The sequence below is a fragment of the Mycobacterium sp. 1274761.0 genome (assembly GCF_001668615.1).
Taxonomy (GTDB): Bacteria; Actinomycetota; Actinomycetes; order Mycobacteriales; family Mycobacteriaceae; genus Mycobacterium.
Genome location: NZ_LZMC01000104.1, coordinates 1 through 16,200 on the forward strand (window position 1 = coordinate 1; position 16,200 = coordinate 16,200).

At 67.5% G+C, this 16,200-nt stretch carries 14 protein-coding genes; 3 read left to right on the plus strand and 11 right to left on the minus strand.

Annotated features, from left to right (window positions below; genetic code table 11):
- Positions 1–52: 52 nt before the first annotated feature.
- From A5651_RS21330 to argC, 7 genes are read right to left on the minus strand one after another with little or no spacing between them, the layout of a single operon-like run.
- Positions 53–1,249, minus strand: a complete 1,197-nt coding sequence (locus A5651_RS21330; RefSeq protein ID WP_066985681.1) for an argininosuccinate synthase — start codon at positions 1,247–1,249, stop codon at positions 53–55.
- A gap of 26 nt (positions 1,250–1,275) precedes the next feature.
- A complete protein-coding gene (locus A5651_RS21335) occupies positions 1,276–1,773 on the minus strand; it encodes an arginine repressor (protein ID WP_066985685.1) in 498 nt (165 codons plus the stop codon).
- Positions 1,770–2,696, minus strand: a complete 927-nt coding sequence (argF, locus tag A5651_RS21340; RefSeq protein WP_066985687.1) for an ornithine carbamoyltransferase — start codon at positions 2,694–2,696, stop codon at positions 1,770–1,772. Before argF ends, A5651_RS21335 begins: the two co-directional genes overlap by 4 nt.
- Complete coding sequence (locus A5651_RS21345) at positions 2,693–3,859, minus strand: acetylornithine transaminase (protein ID WP_066985690.1); 1,167 nt, start codon at positions 3,857–3,859, stop codon at positions 2,693–2,695. Before A5651_RS21345 ends, argF begins: the two co-directional genes overlap by 4 nt.
- Positions 3,856–4,842 (minus strand): acetylglutamate kinase, encoded by a 987-nt coding sequence (argB, locus tag A5651_RS21350; protein ID WP_066985693.1) that lies wholly within the window; start codon positions 4,840–4,842, stop codon positions 3,856–3,858. Before argB ends, A5651_RS21345 begins: the two co-directional genes overlap by 4 nt.
- Positions 4,839–6,056 carry a bifunctional glutamate N-acetyltransferase/amino-acid acetyltransferase ArgJ gene (argJ, locus tag A5651_RS21355; RefSeq protein ID WP_066985696.1) on the minus strand — a complete coding sequence of 406 codons (1,218 nt, stop codon included), beginning with the start codon at positions 6,054–6,056 and terminating at the stop codon, positions 4,839–4,841. The genes argB and argJ overlap by 4 nt, the downstream gene beginning before the upstream one ends.
- Entirely contained in the window at positions 6,053–7,087 is a 1,035-nt protein-coding gene (argC, locus tag A5651_RS21360) for an N-acetyl-gamma-glutamyl-phosphate reductase (protein ID WP_369803986.1), read from the minus strand. Before argC ends, argJ begins: the two co-directional genes overlap by 4 nt.
- A gap of 80 nt (positions 7,088–7,167) precedes the next feature.
- Here argC and lhgO point away from each other — a divergent pair, with 80 nt between their 5' ends.
- Entirely contained in the window at positions 7,168–8,367 is a 1,200-nt protein-coding gene (lhgO, locus tag A5651_RS21365; protein WP_066985752.1) for an L-2-hydroxyglutarate oxidase, read from the plus strand.
- A 61-nt stretch (positions 8,368–8,428) separates the two neighbouring features.
- Here lhgO and pheT read toward each other — a convergent pair whose 3' ends face one another.
- Genes pheT through A5651_RS21385 form a run of 4 tightly spaced genes read right to left on the minus strand, consistent with a single transcriptional unit; the run spans position 8,429 to position 13,676 of the window.
- Positions 8,429–10,915: a phenylalanine--tRNA ligase subunit beta gene (pheT, locus tag A5651_RS21370; protein WP_066985703.1), complete on the minus strand. Its 2,487-nt coding sequence runs from the start codon at positions 10,913–10,915 to the stop codon at positions 8,429–8,431.
- The gene (gene pheS, locus A5651_RS21375) at positions 10,915–11,958 is read right to left on the minus strand and encodes a phenylalanine--tRNA ligase subunit alpha (protein WP_066985706.1); all 1,044 of its coding nucleotides are present in this window, start codon (positions 11,956–11,958) and stop codon (positions 10,915–10,917) included. The genes pheT and pheS overlap by 1 nt, the downstream gene beginning before the upstream one ends.
- Positions 11,959–11,994: 36 nt before the next feature.
- Positions 11,995–12,762, minus strand: a complete 768-nt coding sequence (locus tag A5651_RS21380; protein ID WP_066985755.1) for a rhomboid-like protein — start codon at positions 12,760–12,762, stop codon at positions 11,995–11,997.
- Between the two features lie 11 nt (positions 12,763–12,773).
- Positions 12,774–13,676: an adenylate/guanylate cyclase domain-containing protein gene (locus A5651_RS21385; RefSeq protein WP_066985709.1), complete on the minus strand. Its 903-nt coding sequence runs from the start codon at positions 13,674–13,676 to the stop codon at positions 12,774–12,776.
- Positions 13,677–13,834: 158 nt separating this feature from the next.
- On the opposite strand from A5651_RS21385, the gene A5651_RS21390 reads away from it, so the two are divergent.
- Together A5651_RS21390 and A5651_RS21395 are read left to right on the plus strand one after the other, a co-directional pair.
- Positions 13,835–14,851, plus strand: coding sequence for an oxygenase MpaB family protein (locus tag A5651_RS21390; protein ID WP_066985711.1), 1,017 nt, complete (start codon positions 13,835–13,837; stop codon positions 14,849–14,851).
- A 110-nt stretch (positions 14,852–14,961) separates the two neighbouring features.
- Entirely contained in the window at positions 14,962–16,200 is a 1,239-nt protein-coding gene (locus tag A5651_RS21395) for an acyl-CoA dehydrogenase family protein (protein ID WP_066985714.1), read from the plus strand.

Below are 16,200 nucleotides of genomic sequence, written 5' to 3' on the forward strand. Positions count from 1 at the left end.
GGGCCGTCGGCGAACCGACCGCCCCACAGCGACCCCTCGTTGGTGCTCACCGTTACTTGAGGTCCCTTCGGGCGGCGATCTTCGACGATAGACCGTGCACGTGCACGAACCCCTTGGCCGCCGACTGGTCGAACGTGTCGCCCTCGTCATAGGTGGCGAGGTTGAAGTCATAGAGCGACTCTGGGCTGCGCCGCCCGTTGACCGCAATGTGTCCGCCGTGCAACACCATTCGGATCTCGCCGGTGACGTGTTGCTGGGTCTCGGCGACGAACGCCTCGAGCGCCCGCTTCAATGGCGAAAACCACAGCCCGTCGTACACCAGCTCGCCCCAGCGCTGATCGGTCTGCCGCTTGAAGCGGCCCAGCTCACGCTCCAGCGTCACGTGTTCGAGTTCGGTGTGCGCGGTGATCAACACCATCGCGCCGGGGGCCTCGTAGATTTCGCGGCTCTTGATGCCGACGAGCCGATCTTCGACGACGTCGAGCCGACCCACACCCTGCTCGCCGGCGCGGCGGTTGAGCTCTTCGATCGCCTGCAGCACGGTCACCCGCCTGCCGTCGATGGACACCGGCACGCCGCGCTCGAAGCCGACGACCACCTCATCGGGCGTGCTCCAGTTGACGGTCGGGTCCTCGGTGTAGTCGTAGACGTCCTTGGTCGGGGCGTTCCACAGATGTTCGAGGAAGCCGGTTTCCACCGCCCGGCCCCATACGTTCTGGTCGATGGAGAACGGGGAACGCTTGGTGACGTTGATCGGGATGGCGTTCTCCTCGGCGAACGCGATCGCCTTCTCCCGCGTCCAGGCGTAGTCGCGAACCGGCGCCAGCACCTCCAGATCCGGGGCCAGCGACCCGAACCCGACCTCGAACCGGACCTGGTCGTTACCCTTGCCGGTGCAGCCGTGCGCGACGACCCCGCCGCCGTACTGTCGCGCAGCTTCGACGAGGTGCTTGACGATCAGCGGCCGGCTCAGCGCCGACACCAGTGGGTAGCGGTTCATGTACAGCGCGTTGGATTGGATTGCCGGCAGGCAGTATTCGCCGGCGAACTCGTCGCGCGCGTCGATGACGACGGCTTCCACCGCCCCGCAGTCCAGCGCGCGTTGCCGCACCACCTCCATGTCCTCGCCGCCCTGGCCGAGGTCGATGGCGACCGCAACCACCTCGCGGCCGGTCTCCTTGCCGATCCAACTGATCGCCACTGAGGTGTCCAGACCCCCGGAATACGCGAGGATGACGCGGTCGGACATGTAACCAATCTCCTTTGATAACAGCTTTATTGAAGGTTCTCGAGGCGGGTGGCCAGCTCGGCGCCGGTCATCGGCTCACGTGCGACCACGAAAATGGTGTCGTCACCGGCAATCGTGCCGACGACGTACGGCAGGGCCGCGCGGTCGATGGCGCTGGCCAGATACTGGGCGGCCCCCGGTGGGGTGCGCAACACTGCCAGGTTGCCGCTGGCGTCGGTCGCTGTGAGCAGTTCGCCCAACATCCGCGACAGCCGTTCGGTGCCACCGGAAACGCCGCGCACCGGGCTGCCGTCCTCGGGCACGACGTAGACCCCGACACCGCCGTCGGCCCCGCGCAGTTTGACCGCGCCGAGTTCCTCGAGGTCACGCGACAGCGTCGCCTGAGTGACCTCGATTCCCTCGGCCGCCAGCATGGCCGCCAGCTCGGTCTGGCTGCGCACCGAGTTCGACGACAGGATCGCGACGATGCGCGCCTGCCGGCCCGCCCGGGTGGCACTGATTTCCGGGGCCCTGCCTGCCGTCATGATCGCTCCAACAGCCAAGCCAGGAGCGCCTTCTGGGCGTGCAGGCGGTTTTCCGCCTCGTCCCACACGCCGCTGTGCGGCCCGTCGATCACCTCGTCGGTGATCTCGTAGCCCCGATGAGCGGGAAGGCAGTGCAGCACAACGGCATCCGGGTCGGCCAGCGCCAGCAGCTCGGCGTTCACCTGGAACGGTTTGAACGGCGCTACCCGATCCAGCCCGTCGTTCTCTTGCCCCATCGAGGTCCAGGTGTCGGTGACCAGCACGTCGGCGCCCTTGGCGGCCTTGGCGGCGTCGGAGCTGACTGTCACCGAGGCGCCGGTCAACCGGCCCCGCTCCTCGGCGGCGGTGACATACTCACGGTTGGGTTCGAAGCCGGCGGGCGCGGCGATCGTGACGTCGACACCGGCCGTTACACCGCCGAGCATCAGTGAGTGGGCCATGTTGTTGGCCCCGTCGCCGAAGTACGACAGCCGCAGGCCCTTCAACCCGCCCTTGCGCTCGGCGAGCGTATGCAGGTCCGCAAGCACCTGGCAGGGATGGAACTCGTCGGACAGCGCGTTGATGACCGGCACGCTGGCACCGGCGGCCATCGACGTCAGCCGGTCCTGGCCGAAGGTGCGCCACACGATGGCTTCGACATAGCGGGACAACACTTTTCCGGTGTCCTCCAATGTCTCGTCGCGGCCGAGCTGGGTACTGCGGCCGTCGACGACGACGGCATGACCGCCGAGCTGGGCGATGCCGATCTCGAAGGAGAACCGGGTGCGCGTCGAGTTCTTGTCGAAGATGACCGCGACGCCGCGCGGTCCCTCCAGCGGCCGGCGGGCGAACGGAGAATGCTTCAATTCCGCGGCCAGGGCCAGCACTTCGGCCTGCTCTTGCGGCGAGAGGTCGTCGTCACGCAGGAAGTGTCGGATCGTCATGACGCCACCTTGTCCAGCACGGCCGGCAGCGCGGTGAGGAACTCGCCGATCTGGGCCTCGGTGATGATCAGCGGCGGCGCCAGCCGGACCAGGTCGGGCGCGGCGGCGTTCACCAGAAAACCGGCGTCCCGCGCGGCCGCCTCCACCGCCTTGGCTTCCGGTGCGGTCAGCGCGATTCCGCGCAGCAGGCCCCGCCCGCGGACGTGGCCGACGAGCGGATGGTGCAGTGACTCGATGCCGTGGTGCAGCGTCTTGCCCAACACGTCGGCGCGTGACACCAGATCGTCGTCGGCGAGGACCCGCAGGACTGCCAGCGCCGCCGCCGCGCAGACCGGGTTGCCGCCGAACGTGCTGCCGTGCAGCCCCGGTGTCAGCAGGTCACCGGTCGGTCCGACGGCAATGCACGCACCGATCGGCAGGCCGCCACCGAGTCCCTTTGCCAGGGTCACGATGTCGGGTGTGATCCCGTCGCGCTGGTGTGCGAAAAACGTTCCGGTGCGGCCCATTCCCGTCTGTACCTCGTCGAGGACCAACAGGGCGCCCCGCGTCGTCGAGAGTTCCCGGGCGGCGACCAGGTAGCCGTCCGGGGGAACCACGACGCCGGCCTCCCCCATGATCGGTTCGAGAAAAACCGCCGCGGTGGTGTCGTCGACCGCCTCGGCCAACGCGGCGACGTCGCCGTACGGGACGTGCACCACATCACCCGGCAGCGGCGCGAACGGCTCCTGCTTGGCGGGTTGGCCGGTCAAGGCCAGCGATCCCATTGTCCGGCCGTGGAAAGCGCCCTCAGCTGCAACGATTTTCGTGCGGCCCGTCAACCGGGTGATCTTGAACGCGACCTCGTTCGCCTCGGTGCCGGAGTTGCACAAAAAAACCCGCGCCTCGGTGCCCAGCAGCCCGACCAATGCTTCCGCCAGCGCGATGCCCGGCTCGGTCGCATAGAAGTTTGAGGTGTGACCGAGCGTGTTCATCTGCTGGGTGACCGCTTCAATGACGGCCGGATGACGGTGGCCGAGCACGTTCACCGCGATACCGCCCAGCAGGTCGAGATACGACTTACCGTCCACGTCTGTGACCACGGCGCCGTCCCCGCTGGCCAGTGAAACAGCCGGAGTGCCGTAGTTGTTCATCATCACGCGTTCCCAGCGCTGTGTGAGCGTCACGCTTCACCTCTCCTGTCCGACTCTCCCCCGCAAGCGGGAGGTGCCCCCACACCGGAGTTCGTATCTCGCTCCGGCATCGTCGTCGGACGCACCACCTTCGTGCCCACTCCCTCACCGGTGAACAACTCGACCAGCACACAATGTTCGACGCGCCCGTCGATGACATGTGCGCTGGGCACACCGCCGGTGACGGCTCGCATACAGGCCTCGATCTTCGGCACCATGCCGGCCTCCAGGGTCGGCAACAATTGCGTCAGTGCAGCGACGTCAATCTCGCTGACCAGCGAACTGCGGTCAGGCCAGCTGGTGTAGAGGCCCTCGACGTCGGTCAGCATCAGCAGCTTCTCGGCTGCGAGCGCTTCGGCCAACGCCGCCGCGGCGGTATCGGCGTTGATGTTGTGCACAATGCCGTCCGCGTCGGGTGCGATGGTCGATACCACCGGAATGCGGCCGGTCGCAATCAAATCGAGTACGGCCGCGGTGTTCACCCGCTCGACATCGCCGACAAGGCCGATATCGGTATCCACCCCATCGACGGTGACGCTGCGTCGCACGGCGGTGAACAGATGTGCATCCTCGCCGGTGATGCCGACGGCATAGGGGCCGTGCATGTTGATCAGGTTCACCAACTCGCGACCCACCTGGCCGAACAACACCATCCTCGCGACGTCGAGCACCTCGGGTGTCGTCACGCGGAAGCCGCCCTTGAAATCGCCCGCGATTCCAAGCCTTTTCAGCATTGCGCTGATCTGCGGGCCGCCGCCGTGCACGACGACCGGATGGATGCCGCAGTTGCGCAGGAACACCATGTCGGCTGCGAACGCTTGGCGCAGCGCATCGTCGGTCATTGCGTTGCCGCCGTACTTGACGACGACGATCTTGTCGTGCAGCTGTATGAGCCACGGCAGAGCCGCGGCAAGCACGTCGGCTTTGGTCTGGGTGGATACCGGAGCCGCAGGGCCGGCGACATCGGACGGAGTCATGAGCTGTACGCCGAGTTCTCCTCGACGTAACCATGCGACAGGTCGGTGGTCCGCACAGCGGCGCTCTCGGAGCCGACACCCAGATCGATCGTGACGTCGATATCGGTGCCGGACAGGTCGACGTCGCGTGCGCCCGGCGCGCCGACCCCGTCGACGCAGACCGGAGAACCGTTGAACGACACGCTGATCCGCTGCGGGTCGAGCCGGACGGGCGCCATGCCGACCGCGGCCAGCACCCGACCCCAATTGGGGTCGGAGCCGAACAATGCGGTTTTGACCAGGCTGTCGCGCGCCACCACGCGGGCGGCGGTGAGCGCGTCGGACTCGTCTGCGGCGCCTGTGACCGTGACGAGCACGCGTTTGGTGACGCCTTCGGCGTCGGCCTGCAGTTGGGCGCACAGGTCGTCGCACACCTGCAACAAGGCATCGTCGAGGTCGTGCTGGCTCGGCGCGACCGCGCTTGCGCCCGAGGCCAACACGAGGATCGTGTCGTTGGTCGAGCAGCTGCCGTCGACGTCGAGCCGGTCGAACGTCAACGCGCTTGCCTTCCGCAGCGCAAAGTCGAGCGCTGCCGTGTCGGCGACCGCGTCGGTGGTGATGACGCACAACATCGTCGCGAGCGACGGGGCCAGCATGCCAGCACCTTTGGCCATCCCGCCGACCGTCCAGTTGTCGGCGTGGTGCAGCGCCACCTGTTTGGGCACCTTGTCGGTGGTCATGATGGCCCTGGCGGCTTCCTCACCACCGGTCAGCCCGCCCGCCATCTCGTGCACGATCTCGGTGACACCGGCGAGCAGCTTGTCCATCGGTAGCCGGTCACCGATCAAACCCGTTGAGCACACGGCGACGTCGATGGCACCCGTCTCGGTGCCCCAGTCGGACAACGCGGCGGCGACGGCCTCGGCGGTGGCGTGGCTGTCCTGGAATCCGCCGGGACCCGTGCAGGCGTTCGCACCACCGGAATTGAGGATCACCGCGCGCAACCGCCCGGTGGTCAGCACCTGTTGCGTCCACAGCACCGGCGCGGCCTTGACCTGGTTACGGGTGAACACGCCTGCGGCGGCGTAGTCCGGACCCTCATTGAAGACCAGCGCCATGTCCAGTGCACCGGAGGCCTTGATGCCTGCGGCGATTCCGGTGGCGCGGAACCCTTCGGGGGCGGTGACGCCCTGGGTGCGCACGAGCCTGGTGGTGCCCGACGATGTTTCGGTCACGGCGCCACCCCGACGATCGAAAGGCCTTCGGTCTCGGGCCAGCCGAGCGCGAGGTTCATCGACTGCACGGCCGCGCCGCCGGTCCCTTTGACCAGGTTGTCGATCGCTGCGATCGCGATGAAGGTGCTTGCGTCTTCGTCGACGGCGACGGCGAGCTGCGCGGCGTTGCTTCCGAGCACCGCGCCGGTCTTCGGAAGCTGGCCGTCGGGCAGCAGGTGCACAAAAGGTTCGCCGTCGTAGGCCTTCTCGTAGGCCGCGCGCAGCTCCGACAGCGGCGCGGCGGTACGGGCGGTGCAGGTGGCGAGGATGCCGCGCGAGGTGGGGATCAACACGGGCGTGAACGAGACCGTCACCTCCATGTCGGTGACGGCACGCAGGCCCTGAGCGATCTCGGGAGTGTGCCGGTGTTTACCGCCGACGTTGTAGGCGCGGGCGGACCCGATCACCTCGGCGCCGAGCAGATCGGTCTTCGCCGCGCGCCCCGCGCCAGACGTGCCGCTGACGGCGACGACGGTCACGGCCGGCTCGATCAGGTCCTCGGCGATGGCGGGCCACAATGCCAGCAGCGCCGCCGTCGGATAGCAGCCGGGTACTGCGATGCGGGTGGCTCCTCGAAGCCGATCGCGTGCGCCGGGCAGTTCAGGCAGGCCGTATGGCCAGCTGCCGGCGTGGGCGGAGCCGTAGAACTTCTCCCACGCGGTCGGGTCGGTGAGCCGGAAATCGGCGCCGCAGTCGACGATCACGGTGTCGGCGCTCAGTTGGTCGGCCAGCGTCGCCGAGTGGCCGTGCGGCAGCGCCAGGAAGACGACGTCGTGGCCGGCCAGCACGTCGACGTCGGTGGCCTCGAGCACCCGACTGCTGAGCGGCAGGAGGTGCGGGTGGTGTTCGGCCACCGTGGTGCCCGCGCTCGCGGCGGCCGTGAGCGCGCCGATGGTCAACCGCCCATCGAGGTAGCCGGGGTGGCTGAGCAGCAACCGAAGAATCTCGCCGCCGGCATATCCGCTGGCCCCGGCCACGGCCACAGAAGTCATACAGTGATTCTGCATGTTTATGCAGCCTGTTGCAAACCAATTAGGTCCGCGACACAATAGGCACTATGCCCGCCGCCGCGATGACCGACCGGGTGGCAGTGGTCGGCGGCGGCATCCTGGGCGTCGCGATCGCCCGCCAGATCATCAAGACGCACCCCGGCGCGAGCGTGACGCTGTTCGAGAAAGAGGACCGGCTCGCCGCACACCAGACCGGTCGCAACAGCGGTGTCGTGCACGCCGGGCTGTACTACGAGCCCGGGTCGCACAAGGCGGTGCTGTGCCGTCGTGGCGTCGGGCTGCTCGAGCAGTTCTGCGCCGAGCGGGGTCTCCGGCGGATCGCGTGCGGAAAGGTCCTCGTCGCGCTCGATGACGTCGAGCGCGCACGGCTCGACAACATCGAGAAGCGGGCGCTCGCCAACGGCGTCCCAGGGGTGCGCGTCATCGGCCCGGACGAGCTGCGCGAGCTGGAACCGCACGTGCGTGGGGTCGCCGCACTGCACTCACCCGCCACGTCGATCGTGAACTTCGCCGAGGTGACACAGGCGCTCGCCGCCGATGCCGTCGCCGACGGGGCGAAGGTGCTGCTCGGCCACAAGGTGGTCGGCCTGCGGACGTCGAGCAACGAGGTCGTCGTAACCGCGCGCGGCGCAAGCGGTTCCGTTGACGAGGTGTTCGACCGGCTGGTCGTCTGCGGCGGCCTGCAGAGCGACCGGCTCGCCGAGCTGGCCGGCGACGACCCAGAACTGGTAATCATGCCGTTCCGCGGCGAGTACTACGCGCTCAAGCCCGAGCGGCGCAACCTCGTCAACGGGCTGGTGTATCCGGTGCCGGACCCGCGCTATCCCTTCCTCGGAGTGCATGTGACGCCGCGCGTCGACGGCGAGGTCCTTATCGGCCCCAACGCCGTGCTCGCGTTGGCACGCGAGGGATACACGTGGGGCAAGATCTCGGTGCCCGATGTGCTGGACGTGGCTGGCGCACCGGCGTTCTGGCGCTTCGCCCGCCGCCATTGGCGCACCGGCATCCGGGAGATGAGTGGTTCACTGAGCAAGCGTCGGTTCATCGCCGCCGCCCGCGCCTATGTTCCCGAGCTCGATGACGACGATGTGGTGCCCGGGGTGGCGGGTGTGCGTGCCCAGGCGCTGGATCCTGACGGCGGGCTGGTCGACGACTTCCGGATCAGCGTCCGTGAACGGGTGGTGCTTCTTCGCAACGCGCCCTCGCCGGCCGCGACCTCGTCGCTGGCCATCGCCGAGCACGTCGTCTCGACCATGGTCTAGCCAGCCGCGATTTTGGCGTGGCCAGGTGCGCTCTGCAACTGCGCATGCCGAATCCTCAGGGTCAGCGGCGTTGCTCGGCACCGACGCGCTCGGCGGCCGTAGCCACCGCGGCGTCGCGGGCCGCACTGGCCTCGTCCTCGGTCAACGTCCGGTCCTGGGCGCGGAAACGCAGGGCGAGCGCCAGCGACTTGCGCCCCTCACCAATCTGCGGGCCGGTGTAGACGTCGAACAACCGCACGTCTTCCAGGAGTTCTCCAGCGCCGTCGCGGACCGCGTCGACAACGCTTTGGGCCGCGACGCCCGCATCGACGATCAGCGCGACGTCCTGGAAAACCGCCGGGAACGGCGATACGGCCGGTGCGGGCAACGCCTCGACGATCGGCATGGCGTCCAAATTCAGTTCGACGGCGCAGGTGCCCTTCGGCAGACCGCTGCGCTCAAGGACCGCGGGGTGCAGTTGGCCGGCGTAGCCGATGACGGTTTCACCGACGAGCACCGCGGCGCACCGGCCCGGATGCCACGGAAGATGCTGCGCTGCAGACAATGTCAGCTCGACCCCGGCGGCGCGGCCGATGACGCGGACGGCCTCGAACGCGTCGCTGGCATCGACGGCACGGCCAGGACCCCACGGTCCTGGCAGCTCGCGCAGACCGGTGAGCACCACGCCGACGTGCTGCGGTTGGTCGGGCAACGACGCGTCGAGCGTGGCGATCTCGTCATCGGTGGGTCGTCGATCGGTCGGAATCCGATCGACCGCAGCAGTTTTCGGTGTGGGCTCGACCACCTGCTGGATGGCGAACAGCGCGGTGTCGACGGCACCACGGGATACGTTGCGCGCCAACGCCTCCAGCAGGCCGGGAAGCAACGTGGTAGCCAGTTCCGGACGATCGGCTTCCAGCGGATTCAGCACCCGCGTGGTGCTGCGGCGCGCGTCGTCGGCTGGCAGACCCCACTGGTCGAACACGCCCGCAGGAAGGAACGGAGTCGGCAGTATCTCGACATACCCGTTGAGCGCCAACGACTTTCCGATCGCGCGGCGGCGCTTCTGCACTGGCGTGAGTCCGCGTCCGGCCGGGGCCTGCGGAAGCACGGACGGGATGATCTCGAGCCCCTCCAGCCGCAGCACCTCTTCGACGAGGTCGGCGGGCTGTTTCAGGTCGGGTCGCCAGCTCGGTGGTGTCGCGGTCAGTCGATCGCCGTCGACGATGACGTCGGCACCAATCTGGGTCAGCCTGCGGCTGGTGGTGCCCTCGGGATAATCCACGCCCGCGGTGCGGTCCGGCAGATCGGCGGGCATAGTGATCGGAGGCAGGGACCAGTTGTCGCGGGGCGGATCTCCGCGCCAGTCAGTCAGGCTGGATTCTACTGTGCCGTTGGCGATTTCGGCTAACAGAAGCGCGCAGCGATCGAGAGCGGCGACGGAGACCGCGGGATCGACGGCCCGCTCATAGCGGCGGGCGGCCTCGCTGGGCAGATGCAGACGCCGCGACGTACGCGATACGGCAGCCGGATCCCAGACCGCCGCCTCCAGCAGCACGTCGGTGGTGCTGGAGCTGACTTCTGTGGTGCTCGCGCCCATCACGCCGCCGATCGCGGCGGTCGCGGCGTCGTCGACGATCAGCACGTCGCCCGGGTCAAGCCTGCGTTCGATGTCGTCCAGAGTAACCACCGTCTCGCCGGGTTCAGCGAACCGGACCCGGAAACCGCCGGTGATCAGGTTGCGGTCGTGGGCGTGCATGGGATGGCCGAGTTCGAGCATCACATAGTTGGTCACGTCGACCGCAGGCGAGATGGGGCGGATGCCGCTGAGCAGCAGCCGTCGTTGCAGCCACCATGGTGACACCGCCGTCGGGTCGATCCCGGTCACCGGCCTCAGCCCGAAGCGCACCACACCCGTACCGGGTTCGACGGACACCGGCAGCGCCTGACTCTCGGCCGGTAGCGGTGCAACGTCGCCGGGATCGACGTAGTCGAGGTCGAAGGCGTTGGCGATTTCGCGGGCCATGCCACGCACCGAGAGGCAGTAGCCGCGGTCGGGGGTGATGGCGAGGTTGAAGACGGTGTCGTCGAGACCGAGAACGGCGGCGGCGGGCGCGCCCGGATCGGCGGTGCCCGCCGGCAGCACGAGGATTCCGGAATGGTCGCTGCCGAGGTTCAGCTCGGCCGTCGAGCAGATCATCCCGTCTGAGGTGCGGCCGTAGGTCTTGCGCGCGGTGATCGCGAAGTCACCCGGCAATGTGGTCCCCGGCAGCGCGACGACTACCAGATCATCGACTGCGAAATTCGTTGCACCGCAGACGATATCGCGTGGTACATCCTCGCCGACGTCCACCTTCACGGCACGAATCGGCTTCTTGAACTCGGTGAGCTCTTCGATCTCGAGGACGCGGCCGATCGTCAGGGGGCCGCTGACCGGGCCGACGGGGATGACCTCTTCGACCTCGTGGCCGATGCGGATCAGGGCCTGCTCGAGCTCATACGGGTTCACGTCCCAACCGGGGGCGCCTGCCTGCACGACATCCCGCAGCCAGCTGTAGGGCAGCCGCATCAGGCGCTGACTCCGAACGGCAATGAGAATCGGACGTCACCCTCGACCATGTCGCGCATGTCGGGAATGCCGTTGCGGAACTGCAGCGTGCGTTCCAGCCCCATACCGAACGCGAAGCCGGAGTAGATCTCGGGGTCGATTCCGCAAGCGCGCAACACATTCGGGTTCACCATTCCGCAGCCGCCCCACTCCACCCAGCCGGGGCCGCCCTTCTTGTTCGCGAAGTACACGTCGACCTCGGCGGACGGCTCGGTGAACGGGAAGAAGTGCGGCCGGAACCGGGTACGGCCGTGCGGCCCGAACTCTGAGCGGGCGAAGGCGTCCAACGTGCCGCGCAGGTGGGCCATCGTCAGGCCCTTGTCTACCGCGAGGCCCTCCACCTGATGGAACACCGGGGTGTGCGTGGCATCCAACTCGTCAGTGCGAAAAGTACGGCCGATTGAAACGATGTACACCGGCAGCTCGCGCTCGAGCAGCGCGCGGATCTGTACGGGCGAGGTGTGGGTGCGTAGCACCTGTCGCGAGCCGTCGGGCGCGATATAGAAGGTGTCCTGCTCGCTGCGCGCCGGGTGGTCGGGCGGGAAGTTGAGCGCGTCGAAGTTGAACTGCTCGGTCTCGACCTCGGGCCCCTCGACCAATTCCCAGCCCATTGCGACGAACGTGTCGGCGACATGCTCGGCGAGGATCGTGATCGGATGCCGGGCGCCGGGCGGCTGGCGCGTCGACGGCAACGTCACGTCGATGCTCTCGGCGACCAGCACTGCGGCATCGCGCTCGGCGCGCAGCACCTCGAGGCGATCGTCGTAGCTGCGCTGCGCCTCGGCGCGGACAACGTTCACGCGCTTGCCGGCGTCGGCCCGCTCGGCCTTGGGCAGCGAACCCAGCGCCTGGCGCGCCAGTGCCAGCGGCGACCGGTCACCGAGGTGCTCGGTCTTGGCCCGGGCCAGGGCATCGAGATCGTCGGCCAGATCGAAAGCATGCTTGGCCGCACTGACCGCTTTGGCCAGCGCTTCCTCGGATAGGTCTATGGGCTGATCAGCCACCCGGCGATCATAGGTGATCGCCGGACGAGAGCGACGTCACGCGACGCGCGCCGCCCGGCGACCGAGCCGCCGTGCCATCGCCTCGGCGATCAGCGCCCCCGGCACACCGAGCCCCACCGAGACGAGCACCGCGACGGCGCTGTTAACCAGCATCAGGAATCCGAACGACGCCGCCGGCACGAGCAGCAGGTACCGCAACGGTGTCCAGCCCGTGGGCTGCCCGAAGCGGGTGGCGATCGCCGTGCCGAGGAACAGCGCCACCGCGTGACCGATGTCGGTGAAATCCCGGCCGACGCCGGCCACCGCCACCGCGACCGCGATCCACCAGCCCGCCCATGCCGGCCGCCACCGCGGCGGGATCGCCGCGCCCAGCGAGCCCAGCACGGCGGACGCGCCGTAGCTCATCCCCACATCGGTGGCGCGGGTGATGTCGGTCGACAGGTAGCCGAGCTCGACGGCCGCGGTGAGACCGGCGCCTACCAGCAGCGTTGCTCCGAGATGTCCGGCCGCGAACACCACGACGACGCGAAGGCTGCGCCACAGCAACTCGGCGAGCGCAAGGAGGCACACCAGGCCGGGCAGCCAGACGTAGAAGGGGCCGGCGTCAACGACGAATGCGCTGATCAGCAGCGTGCCCACGTGGCCGTGACTGAGGTTGTGCAGGTTAGTGCTGGCATGGCTGATGATCCGGCTCTGAACCGCGGGCGTGAGGGTCAGCAACGCCGTCGTCACGCCGGCCAGGATCACCGCATAGACGACGGTCACGCGTATCCGGGCCAGCGCCCGCAGCGTGGTAGACACCATTTCGCCGACCACTATGCGTCGGCGACGTCCCCGTCCTCCTCATCCTCACCTGGCAACTCTCTGCGAGTTCTCACGCGGTACATCGCCAGATCGGTCGGCACGCCGTCCTGCCTGGACAAAAACACCTGCTTGCGGATCCGCTTGGCGGTCAGGCCGAGGGCTTGGAATTCGTCGTCGGGAATGCGGTCCAGGGTCGCCTGCGACACGACCAGGCCCCCGCGGGTGGCGCGCTCCATCACCCTGGCCGCGATGTTGACATCGACACCGAGCCAGTCGGAGCCGATGCGCTGCGGTCTGCCGGTATGGACGCCGACCCGCATGCGCGGCGTATACCCGTCTACCTCAAGATCTTTCACAGCGTCGAGGCTCGTTCGAACGGCGCGCACCGCGGTCGCGGGGTCGTCGAAGACCGCCATGATTCCATCGCCCATCCTCTTGACGATGTGGCCGCCGGCCTCCAGCAGGGGCGGCTCGACGACCTGCGCGACCCGCCTCAGCAGCTTCAGCGTCGCCTCGTCGCCGGCCTTCAATGCCCACGCGGAGAACCCGACCAGATCGGTGAAGACGAGCGTTGTCTCGCGATTTGCGGGTTTGCCGGACACCCGCTCGGTGAGCGCTTGCCAGACCTGAAGACCGGCCAGGCTGACCTCCCGTGATGCGGCGTTGCGCTCGAGCAACCGGTCCGCCGCACGGGCGGCGGCACTGGGCCCGCCGACGCCGGCCGCCGACAACGGATCACCGAAATCCGGGTCACCGGGCAGTGCTCGGCGCGCCCGCCGCACGAAGTCGACCACCCCGGGGTTGTGATTGGTGTTGCGCAGCCAGCCGAGTGGGCCCTTGGACTGCCGGTGGTCCGGTGCCGGGTCTGCCTCTTCGATAGCGCCGGATCGTTCGTCGAACGATTCGACATTCATTGCCCAAGGTTAAATCGCCGCTCTTTCGGCGGGCAAACACCGTGGGCGCCGGCCGGATTTAGCTTTGCTCACGTGCTGATGTCGACTGCGACGCGCGCGCCCCAATCGTGGACAACATGTGTTGTCACTCGTATCGTGGAAATGTGACGGCCAGCACAATGACCAGGCGTGCGAAACCAGCCGATCCGCTCGGACCGGACTCTCTCACCTGGAAATACTTCGGCGATCTTCGCACCGGCATGTTGGGCGTCTGGATCGGCGCCCTGCAGAACATGTACCCCGAACTCGGTGCCGGCGTCGAGGAACACTCCATCCTCCTGCGGGAGCCGCTGCAGCGAGTTGCTCGCTCGGTGTACCCGATCATGGGGGTCGTCTACGACGGGGAGCGTGCGGCGGAAACCGGCCAGCAGATCAAGGGCTTCCACACCACGATCAAAGGTGTCGACTCAGCCGGGCGGCGCTATCACGCGCTGAACCCCGAGACGTTCTACTGGGCGCACGCCACCTTCTTCATGCTGGTGATCAAGGTGGCGGAGTACTTCTGCGGAGGGCTCACCGAAGCCGAGAAGCGTCGACTCTTCGACGAACACGTGCAGTGGTACGCGCAATACGGCATGAGCATGCGGCCGGTGCCGGAATCCTGGGAGGAGTTCTGCGAATACTGGGACCGGGTATGCAGCGACGAGTTGGAGATCAACCGCGCCGTGCTCGACATCTTCTCGATCCGCATTCCCAAGCCGTGGTTCGTGTTGATGCCGACGCCGATCTGGGACCAGCTTTTCAAGCCGATGGTGGCCGGACAGCGGTGGATCGCCGCCGGGCTGTTCGACCCGGTCGTGCGGGAAAAGGCGGGGATGCGCTGGACACCCGGCGACGAAGTGTTGCTACGGCTGTTCGGCAAGTTGGTCGAGATGGCGTTCGTCGTCGTGCCCGACGAGATTCGGCTGCATCCGCGTGCGCTGGCGGCCTATCGCCGCGCGGCGGGCCGCATCCCCGAAGACGCACCGTTGGTCGAGGCGCCGTCGTTCATGGCGCCGCCGCGTGACCGCAGGGACCTGCCGATGCACTATGTACCGCGACGCAAGAGCCTGCTCGACCGCGCAGGTTCTCTTGTGCACACCACGTTCTCGCTGGCCGGCCTCCGCCCTGCGCGCGGTAGGCGCACCGCCGCCTGAGGCCTATCGCTCTCCGCCCATGTCTTGCTCCTCGCGTGCGCCCATTTCTTCTTTGCTCCTCGCGTGCGCCCATTTCTTCTTTGCTCCTCGCGTGCGCATAAGCTTCTCGCATGCTCGAGTGGTCTGATGTCGACATCGCTGTGCGCGACGCGGTGCGTGAGTTCGTAGACAAAGAGGTCCGTCCCCACGTCGATGCGCTGGAAAGCGGCGACATGGAGCCCTACCCCATCATCCGCAAGCTGTTCGCCGCGTTCGGCATCGACGCGCTCGCGCGCGATTCGTTGGAGAAGCGGCTGGCCCGCATGCGCGACGGCACAGAGGAGTCTGGGGGTGCCGGGGGCGGGATGTTCGGCGACGACAGCGCCTCTGCCGGCATGGGTTTCGTCGTCGTCAGTGAACTGTGCCGGGTGTGCATGGGCGTGGTGACCGGCATGGGGGTCAGCCTCGGCTTGACTGTGCCGACCATCGCCAGCCGCGGCACCCTCGCGCAGCAGGAGCGCTGGCTGCCCGGCCTGGTGACCTACGAGAAGGTCGGCGCATGGGCGATCACCGAGCCCGACTCCGGCTCAGATGCGTTCGGCGGCATGAAGTCGTACGTGGTCCGTGATGGCTCAGGGGATTACATCCTCAACGGGCAGAAGACGTTCATCACCAACGGGCCCGACGCCGACGTGGTCGTCGTCTATGCCAAGCTCGACGAGGGAGACGGCGCCGACAAGCGCGACCGCAAGGTGCTGACTTTCGTGCTTGACCGCGGCATGGAGGGCTTCGTCCAGTCAAAACCATTCCGCAAGATGGGGATTCACAGCTCGCGCACCGGTGAGCTGTTCTTCAACAACGTCCGGCTGGGTCGCGACCGGCTGCTGGGGGAAACCGAAGAGAGCTCGGCAGGCGACGGTCGAGCCAGTGCCCGGTCGAATTTCTCCGCCGAACGCATCGGCGTGGCGGCGATGGCGCTCGGCGTCATCGAGGAGTGTCTGAGGCTGTGCGTGGAACATGCGAAGAGCCGCAAGCTGTGGGGTCAGGAGATCGCACAGTTCCAGTTGATTCAGCTCAAGCTGGCCAACATGGAAGTCGCTCGGATGAATGTGCGCAACATGCTGTTTCGGGTAATCGAGGCGGCGCAAACCGGAACAGCCATTTCGCTGGCCGAGGCGTCGGCGATCAAATGGTATTGCTCCCAGGCCGCCACCGATGTCGCGATGGACGCCGTCCAGTTGTTCGGCGGCAACGGCTACATGACTGAGTACCGTGTCGAGCAGCTGGCGCGCGATGCAAAATCGCTGATGATCTACGCGGGCAGCAACGAAGTGCAGATCACTCACGTCGCCAGGGGCTTGCTGAGCTAA

Excerpts from the sequence above, each read along its gene's own strand:
- A5651_RS21380 (WP_066985755.1), bottom strand. The coding sequence starts at position 12,762 with ATGGTGTCTACCACGCTGCGGGCGCTGGCCCGGATACGCGTGACCGTC.
- A5651_RS21395 (WP_066985714.1), top strand. The coding sequence starts at position 14,962 with ATGCTCGAGTGGTCTGATGTCGACATCGCTGTGCGCGACGCGGTGCGT.
- A5651_RS21390 (WP_066985711.1), top strand. The coding sequence starts at position 13,835 with ATGACCAGGCGTGCGAAACCAGCCGATCCGCTCGGACCGGACTCTCTC.
- pheT (WP_066985703.1), bottom strand. The coding sequence starts at position 10,915 with ATGCGGCTGCCCTACAGCTGGCTGCGGGATGTCGTGCAGGCAGGCGCC.
- argF (WP_066985687.1), bottom strand. The coding sequence starts at position 2,696 with ATGACGATCCGACACTTCCTGCGTGACGACGACCTCTCGCCGCAAGAG.
- A5651_RS21330 (WP_066985681.1), bottom strand. The coding sequence starts at position 1,249 with ATGTCCGACCGCGTCATCCTCGCGTATTCCGGGGGTCTGGACACCTCA.
- lhgO (WP_066985752.1), top strand. The coding sequence starts at position 7,168 with ATGACCGACCGGGTGGCAGTGGTCGGCGGCGGCATCCTGGGCGTCGCG.
- A5651_RS21335 (WP_066985685.1), bottom strand. The coding sequence starts at position 1,773 with ATGACGGCAGGCAGGGCCCCGGAAATCAGTGCCACCCGGGCGGGCCGG.
- argC (WP_369803986.1), bottom strand. The coding sequence starts at position 7,087 with ATGACTTCTGTGGCCGTGGCCGGGGCCAGCGGATATGCCGGCGGCGAG.
- argB (WP_066985693.1), bottom strand. The coding sequence starts at position 4,842 with ATGACTCCGTCCGATGTCGCCGGCCCTGCGGCTCCGGTATCCACCCAG.
- A5651_RS21385 (WP_066985709.1), bottom strand. The coding sequence starts at position 13,676 with ATGAATGTCGAATCGTTCGACGAACGATCCGGCGCTATCGAAGAGGCA.